Origin of the sequence: Streptomyces sp. NPDC048481 (genome assembly GCF_043200075.1) — a bacterium.
Lineage (GTDB): Bacteria > Actinomycetota > Actinomycetes > Streptomycetales > Streptomycetaceae > Streptomyces.
Window position 1 is genome coordinate 805,121 of sequence record NZ_JBICXC010000001.1, and the last position, 14,379, is coordinate 819,499.

11 protein-coding genes are annotated in these 14,379 nt (G+C 67.7%); 7 read left to right on the top strand and 4 right to left on the bottom strand.

Going from position 1 to position 14,379, the window contains the following annotated elements; genetic code table 11:
- The first annotated feature begins 231 nt into the window (after positions 1-231).
- The 4 genes from ACGFSH_RS03365 (at position 232) to ACGFSH_RS03380 (ending at position 8,746) form a co-directional block, all read left to right on the top strand.
- Positions 232-6,897, top strand: a complete 6,666-nt coding sequence (locus ACGFSH_RS03365; RefSeq protein ID WP_393344478.1) for a polymorphic toxin-type HINT domain-containing protein — start codon at positions 232-234, stop codon at positions 6,895-6,897.
- Between the two features lie 164 nt (positions 6,898-7,061).
- Entirely contained in the window at positions 7,062-7,391 is a 330-nt protein-coding gene (locus tag ACGFSH_RS03370) for a hypothetical protein (RefSeq protein WP_393344480.1), read from the top strand.
- A gap of 672 nt (positions 7,392-8,063) precedes the next feature.
- Positions 8,064-8,339 carry a hypothetical protein gene (locus ACGFSH_RS03375; protein WP_393344482.1) on the top strand — a complete coding sequence of 92 codons (276 nt, stop codon included), beginning with the start codon at positions 8,064-8,066 and terminating at the stop codon, positions 8,337-8,339.
- Positions 8,336-8,746, top strand: coding sequence for a type II toxin-antitoxin system VapC family toxin (locus ACGFSH_RS03380; protein ID WP_393344484.1), 411 nt, complete (start codon positions 8,336-8,338; stop codon positions 8,744-8,746). The genes ACGFSH_RS03375 and ACGFSH_RS03380 overlap by 4 nt, the downstream gene beginning before the upstream one ends.
- Positions 8,747-8,892: 146 nt before the next feature.
- On the opposite strand, the gene ACGFSH_RS03385 is transcribed toward ACGFSH_RS03380, so the two are convergent.
- Positions 8,893-9,333 (bottom strand): ATP-binding protein, encoded by a 441-nt coding sequence (locus ACGFSH_RS03385; protein WP_393344486.1) that lies wholly within the window; start codon positions 9,331-9,333, stop codon positions 8,893-8,895.
- 79 nt (positions 9,334-9,412) lie between these two features.
- On the opposite strand from ACGFSH_RS03385, the gene ACGFSH_RS03390 reads away from it, so the two are divergent.
- Positions 9,413-10,261, top strand: a complete 849-nt coding sequence (locus ACGFSH_RS03390; RefSeq protein WP_393344488.1) for a helix-turn-helix domain-containing protein — start codon at positions 9,413-9,415, stop codon at positions 10,259-10,261.
- The gene (locus ACGFSH_RS03395; protein ID WP_393344490.1) at positions 10,221-10,427 is read left to right on the top strand and encodes a DUF397 domain-containing protein; all 207 of its coding nucleotides are present in this window, start codon (positions 10,221-10,223) and stop codon (positions 10,425-10,427) included. The genes ACGFSH_RS03390 and ACGFSH_RS03395 overlap by 41 nt, the downstream gene beginning before the upstream one ends.
- On the opposite strand, the gene ACGFSH_RS03400 is transcribed toward ACGFSH_RS03395, so the two are convergent.
- The gene (locus tag ACGFSH_RS03400; RefSeq protein WP_393344492.1) at positions 10,411-11,580 is read right to left on the bottom strand and encodes a steroid 3-ketoacyl-CoA thiolase; all 1,170 of its coding nucleotides are present in this window, start codon (positions 11,578-11,580) and stop codon (positions 10,411-10,413) included. The genes ACGFSH_RS03395 and ACGFSH_RS03400 overlap by 17 nt on opposite strands.
- A 159-nt stretch (positions 11,581-11,739) precedes the next feature.
- Between ACGFSH_RS03400 and ACGFSH_RS03405 the strand changes: the two genes are divergently transcribed.
- Entirely contained in the window at positions 11,740-12,978 is a 1,239-nt protein-coding gene (locus ACGFSH_RS03405) for a cytochrome P450 (RefSeq protein WP_393344494.1), read from the top strand.
- A 54-nt stretch (positions 12,979-13,032) separates the two neighbouring features.
- Here ACGFSH_RS03405 and ACGFSH_RS03410 read toward each other — a convergent pair whose 3' ends face one another.
- Both ACGFSH_RS03410 and ACGFSH_RS03415 read right to left on the bottom strand, forming a co-directional pair.
- Positions 13,033-13,752, bottom strand: a complete 720-nt coding sequence (locus ACGFSH_RS03410) for a YoaK family protein (RefSeq protein ID WP_393344496.1) — start codon at positions 13,750-13,752, stop codon at positions 13,033-13,035.
- 157 nt (positions 13,753-13,909) lie between these two features.
- A complete protein-coding gene (locus ACGFSH_RS03415) occupies positions 13,910-14,326 on the bottom strand; it encodes a transglycosylase SLT domain-containing protein (protein ID WP_393344498.1) in 417 nt (138 codons plus the stop codon).
- Positions 14,327-14,379 lie beyond the last annotated feature (53 nt).

Sequence of the window (14,379 nt, forward strand, 5' to 3'; positions counted from 1 at the left end):
GCCCAGCGGTGCGCCGGCGGCTGACCACTGCTGTTGTCCTGAAGATTCGATCACCGTCACGAGGGGTGGGGCGTGAGCCGGTACGGCGCGCGTAGATGGGGCAGCGTGATCTGCGCTGCCCTCATAGTGGGGTTGCTTCCCGCGAACAGTCTGGCTGCGGCTCCCTCGGCCGAGGGAGCCGACACTCCCCGGCCGAAGCAGCCGCCGACGGTGGCCGTGAAGGCGGCGGCCGTGGGCAGCACCGACAAGCGCTCCGACGCCGCGCGTCCGTGGAAGGCGCCGAAGGTCACCTGGCCGACCGCGGGCACGGCCACCGTGAGGCTCGTCCCGTCGCAGACCAAGGCGTCCCTGCGGAAGGCGGGTTCGCTGCCGCTGGCTCTCGCGGCATCCCCGGCCCGGCCACCGGCCTCCGCCAAGGCGTCCGCGAAGGCGCCGACGAACACGTCCGCGACGCCGACCAAGGCGACCGTCCGTCTCGCCGACCAGAAGACGACCCGCAAGGCCGGCGTCGTGGGTCTCCTGTTCTCGCTCACACCGGCGGACGCGAGCAGTGCGGCGCCGGGCAGCGCCTCGGTCCAGGTGGACTACAACTCCTTCAAGGGCGCGAACGGCGGTGACTGGGCGGCCCGTCTGCGGTTGGTTCAACTGCCCGCCTGCGCGTTGACCACGCCGGACAAGTCGGCGTGCCGAGTCGCGAGGCCCCTGGCCACGACCAACGACACGAAGGCCGGAACGCTCACCGCGACGGCCCCCCTGTCGGCTGCCTCGGTGACGTCCGCGAGGGCGTCCGCGAGCCCGACCGTACTGGCAGCCACCGCCGCGGCCTCCGGTCCCGCCGGCGACTACAAGGCGACCTCCCTTCAACCCACCGGTTCATGGACGGCGGGCGGCGCGACCGGCGGGTTCTCCTGGTCGTATCCGATCGACGCACCGGCGGTGCCGGGAGGCCTGAAGCCGGCTGTCTCGCTCGGCTACAGCTCCCAGGCGGTCGACGGCCGCACCTCGGCCTCCAACAACCAGCCCTCCTGGATCGGCGACGGCTGGGACTGGCAGCCCGGATTCATCGAGCGTCGTTACAAGTCCTGCGAGGACGACAAGGCCAAGGCCGGCGCGACCAACACCACCAAGGTCGGCGACCAGTGCTGGTACAACGACAACGCCGTCATGTCCCTGGGCGGCAAGAGCGTCGACCTGGTCTTCGACAAGACCGAGGGGTGGCACCCGGCCGACGACTCGGCCGAGAAGGTGGAGAAGCTCACCGGCGCCGTCAACGGTGACGACGGCACGACCGGGGTCGACGGCAAGGGCGAGTACTGGAAGGTCACCTCGGCCGACGGAACGCAGTACTTCTTCGGCCGCAACAGGCTTCCGGGCTGGAGCGACCACGGCACGGCCGCCGACGACCCGGTGACCAACTCGACCTGGACCGCGCCGGTCTTCGGCAACCACTCCGGCGAGCCCTGCTACAACGCCTCCTTCGCGTCGGCCTGGTGCCAGCAGGCCTGGCGCTGGCAGCTGGACTACGTCGTCGACCCGCGCGGCAACGCGATGGCCTACTACTGGTCCAAGGAGTCCAACAACTACGGACGCAACGTCTCGACGACGACCGGCAAGGCCACGGTCACCCCGTACGTGCGCGGCGGCTGGCTGGACCACATCGACTACGGTCTGCGCGACGACGCCGTCTACACGGGCAAGGCCGCGGGCCAGGTCCAGTTCGGCGTGTCGTCGCGCTGCCTGAGCGGCTGCACCTTCGACCAGACCAACGCCTCGCACTGGCCGGACGTCCCCTACGACCAGTACTGCAAGGACGGCTCCACCGAGTGCAAGGACCAGTACTCGCCGACGTTCTGGTCGCAGAAGCGCCTCTCCACGATCACGACCAAGATCCTGACCGGCGGTGTGTACAAGGACGTCGACACCTGGACCCTGGCACAGGACTTCCCCCCTTCCGGCGACGGCATATCCACCCCGATGTGGCTGAAGTCCATTCAGCACACCGGAAAGGCGGGGACTGCCGAAATCCTGCCCGCCGTCACGTTCACAGGCGTGCAGAAGCCCAACCGCGTCGACAAACTGGGTGACGGCCTGGCGCCGTTCGTCCGGCTGCGCATGTCGCAGGTCAAGACCGAGACCGGCGGCACCATCGGTGTCGACTACTACGACCCCGACTGCACCGCCACCGCCCTCCCCCCGGCGGACGGGACGAACACCACTCGCTGCTACCCGGTCAAGTGGCCCTTCGAGGGCGAGACGGCCAAGCAGGACTGGTTCGTCATCTACCCGGTCAAGCGCGTCATCGAAGGGGACAACCTCGTCGAGTCCCCCGACGTCGTGACCGAGTACGCGTACCTCGGCGGAGCCAAGTGGGCCAAGAGCACCGACGAGTTCGCCAAGACGAAGGACCGCACCTACTCGGTCTCCCGCGGGTACGAGCGCGTCCAGACCCGTAAGGGAGCCGGCCTGGACGCCCGCACCCTGGCGGAGACCCGGTACTTCCGGGGCATCGACGGCGCGGAGGTGAAGGACTCGGCGGGAGCGGCCGTCACCGACCGCGAGCAGTTCGCCGGGATGGTCCGCGAGAACGCGACCTACAACGGCGACGGCGGCGCGCTCGTCTCGGCGACCTCCTACACGCCCTGGCGCTCGGCTGCGACCGCGACGCGATCCCGCACGGAAGCGGACCTCCCCGCCCTCACCGCCTACCACACGGGCGTCGCGGCCGAGGAGACGCGCAGCACGGTCACCGGCGGCACCCGTACCACGAAGACCACACGGGCCTTCGACGCGTACGGCATGGTCACGCAGGTCGCCGAGCACGGCGACACCGCCAGGACCACCAGCGACACCGTGGTCGGCGACGAGAAGTGCACCACCACGACCTACGCCCGCAACACCGGCGCGTGGATCCTCAGCGCCGTCTCCCGTACCGAGACCGTCGCCCGTCTGTGCAGCGTCACGGCCGAGCGTCCCGCGGACGTCATCGACGACGTACGCACCTACTACGACAACGCGGCCTTCGGCGTGGCGCCGACCAAGGGCCTGGTGACGAAGACCGACCGCATCAACGGCAAGGGCACCGGCTACGACACCGTCGGCTCCGTTCCCAGCGTCTGCGGCACGGCCAGGAACCAGCTCTGCTACGACCAGTACGGCCGGGCGCTGGCTGCCGCCGACGCCTACGGCGAGATCACGACCACGTCCTACTCGCCCGTCACCGGCGAGAATCCCACCGCGACGACGGTGACCAACCCCCTCGGCCACACGACGACGACCAAGCTCGACCCGTTGCGAGGGCAGCCGACGGAGGCGAAGGACGCCAACGGCAATGTCACGACCACGGCGTACGACGGCCTCGGCCGCGTGAGCAAGGTGTGGCTGCCGACCCGCTCGGCGGCGTCCCTCCCCAACGCCCCGAACTACTCCTACGCCTACCTGGTCCGTGCCGACGGCCCCGCGGTCGTCACCAGCAAGCGCCTCGACCACAACGACAAGTACCAGACCAGCTACGCCTTCTACGACGGCCTTCTCCGGGAGCGCCAGACGCAGGAGACGTCCCCGGACCGGGCCGGCCGCCTGGTGTCCGAGTCGTTCTACAACACGCGTGGCGAGGCGTGGCGTTCGTCGGGCGCCTACTTCACGACGGGCACCCCCGAACCGGTCCTGGTGACCGGCGAGGACACGAAGTACCCGTCGTCCACCGAGACCGTCTTCGACGGCGCGGGCCGGCCCACCGCCGTCATCGCGAAGAAGTTCGGCGACGAGACCAAGCGCACCACCACCAGCTACACGGGCGACACCACCACGGTGATCCCGCCCAAGGGCGGCACCGCGACCACCACGGTGGTGGACGCGCTCGGCCGCACGGTGGAACTCAAGCAGTACACGGATGCGGCACGCACGTCGTCGCAGTCCGTCGCCTACCGCTACGACAGCCACGGTCAGCTCGAACAGGTCACCGACGCCTCCGGGGCGAAATGGCAGTACACCTACGACGTCCGAGGCCGCAAGACCGTCGTCGACGACCCGGACACGGGCGAGTCCCACACGGTTTACGACAAGGCCGACCGGGTCAGCGACGTCACCGACGCCCGCAACATCACCCTCCACACCGACTACGACGCCCTCGGCCGCAAAACGGCTGTGAAGAAGGGCACGACGACGCTGTCGTCCTGGACCTACGACGAGATCGCCAAGGGCCAGCCCGCCAAGACCACCCGCTACATCGGCGACAAGGCCTACGTCAGCGAGATCACCGAGTACAACGCCTACTACCAGCCTGTCGGCACCAAGGTCACCGTGCCGGAGGGCCTGGGCGTTCCCGCGGCAAGCTACGAGTGGTTCAACTTCTACGACGACAACACCGGGCTGCTCACCCTCACCGAGCAGCCTGCAGTCGCGGACATCCCCGACGAGGATGTCACCACCAACTACGACACAGCAGGGCTGTTGTCGGGATTCAACGGCGGCAGCGATCCGCTGATCTCGGAGACCGTCTACGACCACTACGGTCGCAACACCCGCCTCGAGTACGGCGCGTTCGGCCGGCACATGGTCACCACCAGCGTCTTCGACGACCACACCGGTGCGCTGACCGACGCCTACACCGACCGGGACACAGCTCCCCAGCGGATCGAGGACTCGCACTACACCTACGACCCGGCCGGCAACATCACCCGGATCAACACCAACTACGGCCAGGACGCGGCACGCACGACCGACACCCAGTGCTTCACCCTGGACGGGCTCGCCCGCATCACCGAGGCGTGGACGAACACGGGCAGCGCGTGCGCCGACGCTCCCGCCGACACCGTGGTCGGAGGCCAGGACCCGTACTGGACGACCTACACCTACGACGCGCTCGGCAACCGCAAGACGGAAACCCAGCACGCGACGGCCGCGGGCCCGACGGCGGACACGATCCGCACCTACACCGAGCCCGCCGCCGGCACGCACAACCTGCCCGGCGTCACCCAGACGGGCACCGACCCGCACACGGAGACCTACACGTACGAGGCGGGCAGCACGAAGACCCGCACCTTCAAGCAGGGCGGCACGACAACTGTCGGCCAGGACCTGGTCTGGGACGACGAAGGCCACCTCAAGTCGGTCACCGACGGCGGAAAGTCCACCAGCTACACCTACGACGCCGACGGACAGCGCCTGACCCGCACCGACTCGACCGGCACGACGCTCTACCTCCCCGGGGGCAACGAGCTCACCATCGACAAGGCCGGCAAGGCCACGGGCACCCGCTACTACAGCACCGGCGCCCAGACGGTCGCCATGCGCACCGGCGGCAAGCTCACCTTCCTGCTCGCCGACCACCACGGCACGACCACGACCCAGGTCACGGCGGACGCGGCCCAGGCGATCACCCGCAGAAAGACGGGCATCTTCGGCAACCCGCGCGGCGCCCAGCTCGGCCCCTGGTCGGGCGACAAGGGCTTCGTAGGCGGCACCAAGGACACGGACACGGGCCTGACCCACCTCGGAGCCCGCGAATACGACCCCTCGATCGGCCGCTTCCTCAGCGTCGACCCGGTTCTCGTCCTGACGAACCCCCAGCAGATCCACGGCTACACCTACTCGAACAACAATCCCGTCTCACTCAGCGACCCTTCAGGTCTCTGCGCGGACTTCGACTGCCCCACCCGCCCGGGCCCGGGCTACGAAAACACCACGCCTGGGCACACGCCAGGGCCGCCCAAGAAGACAGCAAACTCGCTCTACGCCCAAGATGGTGAGTGCTACAACTGCGGCAGCACGAAGAAAAACACCACCTCGGCGGAGGGGAGCGGAGACGATACCGGTAGCGGCTGTTCCTGGTTCAGCACTTGCAGCCTCAAAAAATCTTTGAAGGGTGTCAAGGATTGGGCTAAGGAGAACAGAGTCGCGATCCAAATCGGTGTCAACATAGGAGTAGATGTACTTTGCCTTAGCTCGGCAACGGGCTCAGCTATTGCGACCGGTGGTGCCAGCTTGGCTGCCGCAACAGGCTGCGGTGCCATAGCTGGAGCGGCAAGTGCATCGGTGGGGAACTACCTGTCGGACGACGCTGATCACAGCACGTCAGGACAACTTGGCGATATGGCCGATGCGGCAGTGTGGGGTGCTGCTTCAGGTGCACTTGGATATGGAACCGGCAGAGTTCCGTCATGCCATAGTTTCGTGCCGGGTACAGGAGTACTCCTTGCCGACGGATCGAGAAAGGCAATTGAGGACGTCGAGGTCGGCGACGTAGTGGTCGCGAGCGACCCAGACACCGGAGAAACGGTCGAGAAACCGGTCGTTGCGACGATCACCACGGAAGACGATAAAAAATTCACTGAGGTATCAATTACCGTAAACGGTGCGCACTCAAGCATCGTGGCTACGGATACTCATCCCTTCTGGGTGTCAGACCTGAAGAAGTGGGTGCAGGCTGGCGATCTCCAACTCGGCCAGACCTTGCGCACGAGTGCCGGGACTCGTGTCCAGATTGCGGCGCTTCATCACTACACGAAGCGTCAGCGCACGCACGACCTCACCATCGAGGACATCCACACGTACTATGTGCTGGCGGGACAGACTCCGGTACTGGTGCACAATTCTGGGCCGTGTGGTCCAGCCGCGCTGGCATCCAAAGTTAACGCAGATGCTCTGAAGATGACGCGAACGGTGGCGAATCACTTCACTGACGTGACCAAGGGCGGCAGAGTGGCGCGGCCGTACATGGGTTCCACTCAGGTGGTCCGTGAAATTATGGAAGGAAGCGCGCCGAAGTTGGACCCACGAGGGGCGACCGGGGCAGTCAGGTGGGACACTCCAGGTGCCATGAATGGGAGATCTGGCACCTGGGAATTGGTTGTCGACACCAACACTAACACCATCCTCCACTTCAATTTCGTCAGGTAGAAATGGCACACGCATTTACATCTGAAGCGGCGAGCCCGCTGGCGGGCACGCTTCGATACTCTGAATCGGACCGAGGGTTTTCCTTCCATCTGCGAAACGCCGACGACCTAACTGGGTTGGTAGGTGACGGAGGTAGTACGAGTCTCGTCGCTGACACTCTTCAATTGGAGGTCGCGGTGGACACCGGGTGCGCCCTCTATGTATGGGGTTATCTGCCGAAGGAGTCGTGGCGGCGGGAAGAATTGGAGCTCCCGGTCTCTGTGAGTGGCAGAGTGGTTGTGGAGCTGGATGACTCGCCACTTGAGGCAGGTATTTCGGTATCGATCGCGCGATCAGACTGGAAAGTGCTGTTCGATGAGAGTTCCTGCTTGGTTCGAGTAGTGAGCGATCGGCAACTGCCGGAGAAATTGGTGGAGATCGCTGATGGCGTCCACCTGGGCCTAAACGGGGCCATGCTGAATTCGTTCTGGCTTTCCCCGGAATTTGTCAATTGATGTGGATGGGCCGCCGACGGCAGTATTGAGGGCAACACCAGCAGACTCCGGCGAACGAGGGCGAACATTCGGGGGCTGTTAAATCACCTGCTGACCAGCAAAACTTGCGTGCAAAAGCGGCCTGGTCTGCACACGTATTGTTGTGCAGGCGGGACTATGTTCGCCCTAGTCTCTGTCGCCGCACCGTGAGATACGCCGCCGAATCGCATATGTCTGACTTCTCGGACATTCTCTGGAGATGTTGATGCAGCTCCACGCTGAGTGACGCTGGTCGAGCCGACGCGGCAGCTCGCTGGGATAGCCGGGGGTCGGCTCCTGGCAGAAGACCGTTGTCGTCTACGACCGCAGCCGTGCGCAGGCGCAGGGCGACCCGGGGGCCGACCCTTTGCGTCCGTCGCGCGGCCTCATCGGGAGCGGTGGGCGGCCCCGCCTTCAGCGGGTAGCGATGCCTCGCCGGTCCGCCGTCGGCGGTCCTTCCCCTCCCGGCCTCCGCGCTGCCGCACTGGCACCGCCCGACGCCCGAGAACCGCCCTCCCCGGCAAACGGGCAGGCGGGGTAGTGCCAGGCTGGTCAGGTTCCTGGCAGTCCCAGCGTGACTGCCTGCACGGCGGCGGGGGTGAGTCCCTGTGGATCCAGCTGTCCGAGGCTGCTACGCCGTCCTAGACTGCTGGGGTGACCGCTGCATACGACTACGAGGACATGCACCACCTGGTGGACCGGCTCACCCCGGCCCAGGTGCGACGCCTGCGCCTGCTCGTCACCCAGGATGAGGAACTGTCCCAGGTGGCCCAGTCACTGCCGGCAGCCGAAGCGAGCGAGGGCGAGGAGTCGGTCCCGGCCGGGCTTCTGGCTCTGATCGGCAGCGTGAACGGCCCAGAGGATCTTGCTGAACGGCACGACGACTACATCCGCGAGCGGATGCGCGAGCGCTTCGGCGACTCGGAGTGATCGCTACGGTCCTGGACACCGGACCCCTGGCCGCGGCGTTCAACGCGGCCGACCGGCGTCACCCGGAGTGCGCCTCCCTGCTGACGTCACTGACCGGCCGCCGTCTGCTGCCCAGCCCGGTCATGACCGAAGTCTGCTGGCTGTTGGAACGCTGGCCCCAGGTCGAAGCGGCGTTTCTCGCCGAGGTCGCACGGGGAACCTTCGAACTGGTCCACCTCACTCCCGCCGACCTCACGCGTATGGGTGAGCTGGTCCTCCAGTACGCCGACTTCCCGCTCGGCGGGGTCGACGCCTCCGTCATCGCGGTGGCCGAGCGCTTCGGCGCGGATCGGGTGGCCACCCTCGACCGGCGGCACTTCAGCGTCGTCAAAGCCGCCCACGTCCCCGCGCTGACACTCCTGCCGTAGACCGGGGCTGCGGGCCGCGAGTCACGACATTGACGCGCACAGACTCGGTGACGTCGTACTGCGCCACCTTGCTGATGGGACGCCGAGGACTGCCGGCTTCCTGGCCGACACGCTGACCCTCATCGAAGCGTGGCTGCCCGCAGTCCTCAGGGGTTGCTGTCCTGCGCCTGCGGAGTGGCGTGCTCGAACCACACCGTTTTGCCGCCCTCCGGGGTCGGAGTCACTCCCCACTTGTCGACCAGGGCGTTCAGGAGGAGCAGGCCTCGGCCGCTCTCCGACTCCGGCTGCAACGTCTGCGGAGCGGGCGGCAGTTGGCCGTAGGCGTCTGTCACCTCTGCCCGTACTCCCGATCCATGTTTCAAGAGCAGCAGTGTGCAGCGGCGGTCCGGGACGTGGCGGACCACGTTGGCGATCAGTTCCGTCAGTGCCAGTTCCACCGTGTCCGTCAGTTCCTCCAGTGCCCAGTCCGTCAGGAACCTGCGGGCGATGCTGCGGATGTGGTGGGCGGAGTGGGCGTCGACCGTCAGGGTCATCCGGTACTGCGTGGGGACCGGGGACGCGTAGATCGAGGGGAAGTATCCGTTCACGCTACGAGGGTGACCTCACGCAACTACTCTGGGCTACAGGTTGAATGCAACGAGTGGCCGCGTGAGAGAGGTGCCCTGCGTGACCCATGTGAACGTCCTCGACCCCGGAGCCTCACCGCTCGACTACTACGGGTTCGAGCTGCGGCGGTTGCGAGAGGCCGCCGGCCTCACACAGCGGCAGCTCGGGGACATCCTCAATTACACGGGGTCGCTGGTTGGGCAGGTCGAGACCGCCCGGAAGGTGCCCACCCCCGAGTTCAGCGAACGGGTGGACGCCGCCCTCGGCACCGGTGGGCTGTTCTCCCGGCTCGTCGAACTCGTCCTGCGCAGTCAACTTCCGGCATGGTTCCGGGAAGTGGCCGAGCTGGAGGCGCGGGCCTCCGAGATCTGCACCTTCCAAACCCACCTGGTGCACGGCCTGCTGCAGACTCCTGCGTATGCGAGGGCCATCCTCGGGGTCTTCGACAAGGACGACCTCGACGACCGCACCGCCGTCCGGCTCGCCCGTCAGCGCATCTTCGAGAAGGGGGAGCCGCCCGTCTTCTGGCTGGTCCTGAGCGAGGCCGTGCTGCGGCAGGAGATCGGCGGACCGGCTGTCATGCGGCAGCAACTCGCTCACCTGTTGTCGTTCGAAGGCAACCCCCGGATCAACGTCCAGGTGCTGCCGTTCGTTGTCGGGGCGCACCCCGGGACGCAAGGCTCGTTCACGCTCTTCCGCTTCACAGCGGATCCGGCCATTGTCTATACGGAGGGGTACGGCAGCGGTGACCCCAGTGCAAACCCGAACGCGGTCAAGGACTGTTCGCTCCGTTACGATCATCTTCGGGCTGCCGCTCTCTCCCTCAAGGATTCGGCGGAGCTGATCCGGCGAGTGATGGAGGAGCGCTATGGGGAGCGACGTGACTCTGGCGGGGATCCAGTGGCGTAAGTCCAGCCACAGCGGTGATCAAGGCGGCGAGTGCGTCGAGGTCGCGGAGATTCGGAGCGCCGCCACCGTCGCCATCCGCGACTCCAAGTCCCCGGCGGGCCCGGTCCTTACCGTCGAGCCCGCCGTCTTCTCGGAGTTCGTCCGCTGGACTACAGCCGCTGGATGATCGTCCCCGTCGCCAGGGCGCCGCCCGCGCACATGGTGATCAGGGCGAACTCCTTGTCGGTGCGCTCCAGTTCGTGCAGGGCCGTGGTGATCAGGCGGGCGCCCGTCGCGCCGACCGGGTGGCCGAGGGCGATGGCGCCGCCGTTGACGTTGACCTTGGTCATGTCGGCCTCGAAGACCTGGGACCAGCTCAGGACCACCGACGCGAACGCCTCGTTGATCTCGACGAGGTCGATGTCCTTGAGGGTCATGCCGGCCTTGCCGAGGACGGCTTTGGTCGCGTCGATGGGGCCGTCCAGGTGGAAGTGGGGGTCGGCTCCCACGAGGGCCTGGGCAACGATCCTCGCCCTCGGCTTCAGTTTCAGGGCCTTCGCCATCCGTTTCGACGCCCACATGATCGCCGCCGCGCCGTCGCTGATCTGCGAGGAGTTGCCGGCCGTGTGGATCGCCGTCGGCATCACCGGCTTGAGGCCCGCGAGGGCGTCGAGGGAGGTGTCGCGCAGGCCCTCGTCGCGGTCGACGAGGCGCCACATGCCCTGGCCGGCCGCCTGCTCGTCCTCCGTGGTCGGGACCTGGACCGCGAACGTCTCGCGCTTGAAGCGCTCCTCCGACCAGGCCGTTGCCGCCCGGCTCTGGGAGAGGAGGCCGAGGGCGTCGACGTCCTCGCGGCTCAGGCCCCTTCTGCGGGCGATGCGTTCCGCCGCCTCGAACTGGTTGGGCAGGTCGACGTTCCACTCGTCGGGGAACGGTTTTCCCGGGCCGTGCTTGGAGCCCGAGCCGAGCGGGACGCGCGACATCGCCTCGACTCCGCATGAGATGCCGACGTCGATGACGCCTGCCGCGATCATGTTCGCCGTCATGTGCGAGGCCTGCTGCGAGGAGCCGCACTGGCAGTCGACCGTCGTCGCCGCCGTCTCGTAGGGGAGGCCCACGGTCAGCCAGGCCGTTCTCGCGGGGTTCATGGACTGTTCGCCGGCGTGGGTCACCGTTCCGCCGACGATCTGCTCGACCGCGTCGGCGGGGATGCCGGTGCGGCCGAGGACCTCGCGGTAGGTCTCGCCCAGGAGGTAGGCGGGGTGCAGGTTGGCGAGCGCGCCGCCGCGCTTGCCGATGGGGGTGCGGACTGCTTCCACGATCACGGGTTCGGCGGCCATGGGTGCGGATCCCTTCGGAACTAGTACGTGTTCTAGTTCTGCTCCCTGCAGTCTGCTGACGTGATGTGCGTCACCGCAAGGGTCTTGCAGCCTCAAGGGTCCTGAACTACCTTCACCGCACTCTGTTTCTGATGGCTCGTCAGACGGCTGGAGCCGCCGATGCCCTGTCCAGCGCTTCCCGACGGGTTCGACTTCACCGACCCCGACCTGCTGCAACACCACGTGCCCCTGCCGGAGTTCGCCGCGCTGCGACAGGCCGAACCGGTCCGCTGGATCCCGCAGTCGGGCAACGTCGCCGGTTTCCAGGACACGGGGTACTGGGCCGTGACCCGGCACGCCGACGTGAAGTACGTGTCCACGCACCCCGAGATCTACTCCTCCTACCTCAACACCGCGATCATCCGCTTCAACGAGCACATCGAGCGCGCCTCGATCGACGCCCAGCGCTTCATCCTGCTGAACATGGACCCGCCCGAGCACACCCGGGTGCGGCAGATCGTGCAGCGGGGGTTCACGCCGAGGGCGATCCGGGGGCTCGAGGAGCGGCTGCGGGCGCGGGCCACCGACATCGTCGCGCGGGCGCGCGAACAGGGCGGCGGCTCCTTCGACTTCGTGACGTCCGTCGCCTCGGAACTGCCGCTCCAGGCCATCGCGGAACTGATCGGCGTGCCACAGGACGACCGGTCCAGGATCTTCGACTGGTCCAACAAGATGATCGCCTACGACGATCCCGAGTACGCCATCACGGCCGAGGTCGGCCAGCAGTCCGCCGCCGAGATCCTCGCGTACGCCATGGACATGGCCGCCGAGCGGAAGAAGTGCCCCGCCCAGGACATCGTCTCCACGCTCGTGGCCGCCGAGAACGAGGGCAACCTCAACTCCGACGAGTTCGGGTTCTTCGTGCTCATGCTCGCCGTCGCCGGGAACGAGACGACCCGCAACGCCACCACGCACGGCATGCACGCCTTCCTCACCCATCCCGAGCAGTGGGAGCTGTACAAGCGCGAGCGGCCCGCCACGGCCGCCGAGGAGATCGTGCGCTGGGCCACGCCCGTCGTCGCCTTCCAGCGCACCGCCACTCAGGACACCGAACTCGGCGGCAAGCTGATCAGGAAGGGCGACCGGGTCGGGATCTTCTACGCCTCCGCCAACCGCGATCCCGAGGTGTTCGACCGGCCCGACGACTTCGACGTCACCCGCGATCCGAACCCGCACCTCGGGTTCGGCGGGGGCGGACCGCACTTCTGCCTCGGCAAGTCCCTCGCCGTGCTGGAGATCAACCTCATCTTCAACGCCATCGCCGACGCCATGCCGGATCTGCGCTTGGTCGAGGATCCGCGCCGGCTGCGGTCCGCCTGGATCAACGGCGTGAAGGAGCTGCGGGTCGACGCGGGGTGAGGTGAGGGAGTGGCGCGCAGGCCCGGGTGGGAGCGTCGTGGGCCGGCGTCGGGGTCAGTCCTTGCCGGAGATCGTGACCGCCAGGACCGCCGACGTCGCCGCCGCCAGCAGCAGCGGGACCGCCAGGTCGTGGTGGAGCACCAGGACCGCGCCGAGGACCGCGCCCGCGAACATCGAGACCACGGACCCCGTGCGGCGCGGGGAGCGCGGGCGGGTGCCGTCGCCCGCGCGGGAGTCGGCGGCCAGTCCGGTCAGGGTCATCGTCACGACGGTCGTCGTGGTGAGGCCGCGGACCCCCAGCTTGCGGACCGTCGCGTTGCGCAGTCCCATGGCGAACGCGGTCAGCGCGATGATCGCGTAGACCGTGACCGGGGCGTCGTCCGGGGTGAGGGCGGCCACGGCCGCCGCGGCGCCCAGGAGGAGGGCCTCCGCGCCCAGCGTCGTCCGGGCCAGGCCGCGGCGGGAACGCGGGGTCAGGCGGCGTGTCATCCGGCCGCCGGTCGTGGCGCCCAGCAGGAAGCAGGCGAGCGAGGCCGCCGTGTGCGGGACCGAGAAGCCCGGGGCCCCGGCGGCGGCGAAGCCGAGGACGACGACGTTGCCGGTCATGTTGGCGGTGAAGACATGGCCGAGCCCGAGATAGGTCACCGCGTCGATCAGGCCGCTCATGGCGGTCAGGGCGAGCAGGGCGTGGACCAGGCGCAGGCCGCGTGCGTCGTGCGGGGCCGCCGCCCGCGGGTCCCGCGGTGGGTCGGTCGGGTGCTGGGTGCCGGTCATCCGCTCAGTGCAGCACGAAGAGGTGAGGAAACGCCGAAGTCACCACGGAGAGGTCGTGGAGCGCCGAAAGCGGCGGCCCCGGGGATCGGGGGCCGCCGCTCTCGGCGCGCTGAGCGCGCGTTTTCGGGGGGAACTCAGTGGTTCACCGGGGTTCGGCTCAGTACCAGCCGTTCGCCTGCCAGAAGTTCCAGGCGGCGACGGGGCTGCCGTAGCGGGAGTTCATGTAGTCCAGACCCCACTTGATCTGGGTCTTGGCGTTGCTCTTCCAGTCGGAGCCGGCCGAGGCCATCTTCGAGCCGGGCAGGGCCTGGACGAGGCCGTAGGCGCCGGAGGAGGAGTTGGTGGCGCTGACGTTCCAGCCGCTCTCGTGCTTGACGATGTTGGAGAAGGCCTTGTACTGGGCCGCGTTCGGGATCATCTTGTGCGCGATCGCCTGGGCCTGGGCGGCGGAGGACGTCGTCGCGGCGTGCGCGGGGGCGGCGGCCAGGGCCATCCCCGCGGTGGCGGCGGCCACGGCGATGCCGGTGAGGGCCTTCTTCGGGGAAGCGATGCGACGGATGACGGAGACGGACACAGAGAACCTTTTCCTTCGGGGACGTTGTCGTCGCGTTGCATGCCGGAGTCACG

Bases quoted from the DNA above. Each gene is read 5' to 3' on its own strand.
- ACGFSH_RS03410 (WP_393344496.1), bottom strand. From the start codon at position 13,752: ATGACCGGCACCCAGCACCCGACCGACCCACCGCGGGACCCGCGGGCG.
- ACGFSH_RS03395 (WP_393344490.1), top strand. From the start codon at position 10,221: ATGGGGAGCGACGTGACTCTGGCGGGGATCCAGTGGCGTAAGTCCAGC.
- ACGFSH_RS03400 (WP_393344492.1), bottom strand. From the start codon at position 11,580: ATGGCCGCCGAACCCGTGATCGTGGAAGCAGTCCGCACCCCCATCGGC.
- ACGFSH_RS03405 (WP_393344494.1), top strand. From the start codon at position 11,740: ATGCCCTGTCCAGCGCTTCCCGACGGGTTCGACTTCACCGACCCCGAC.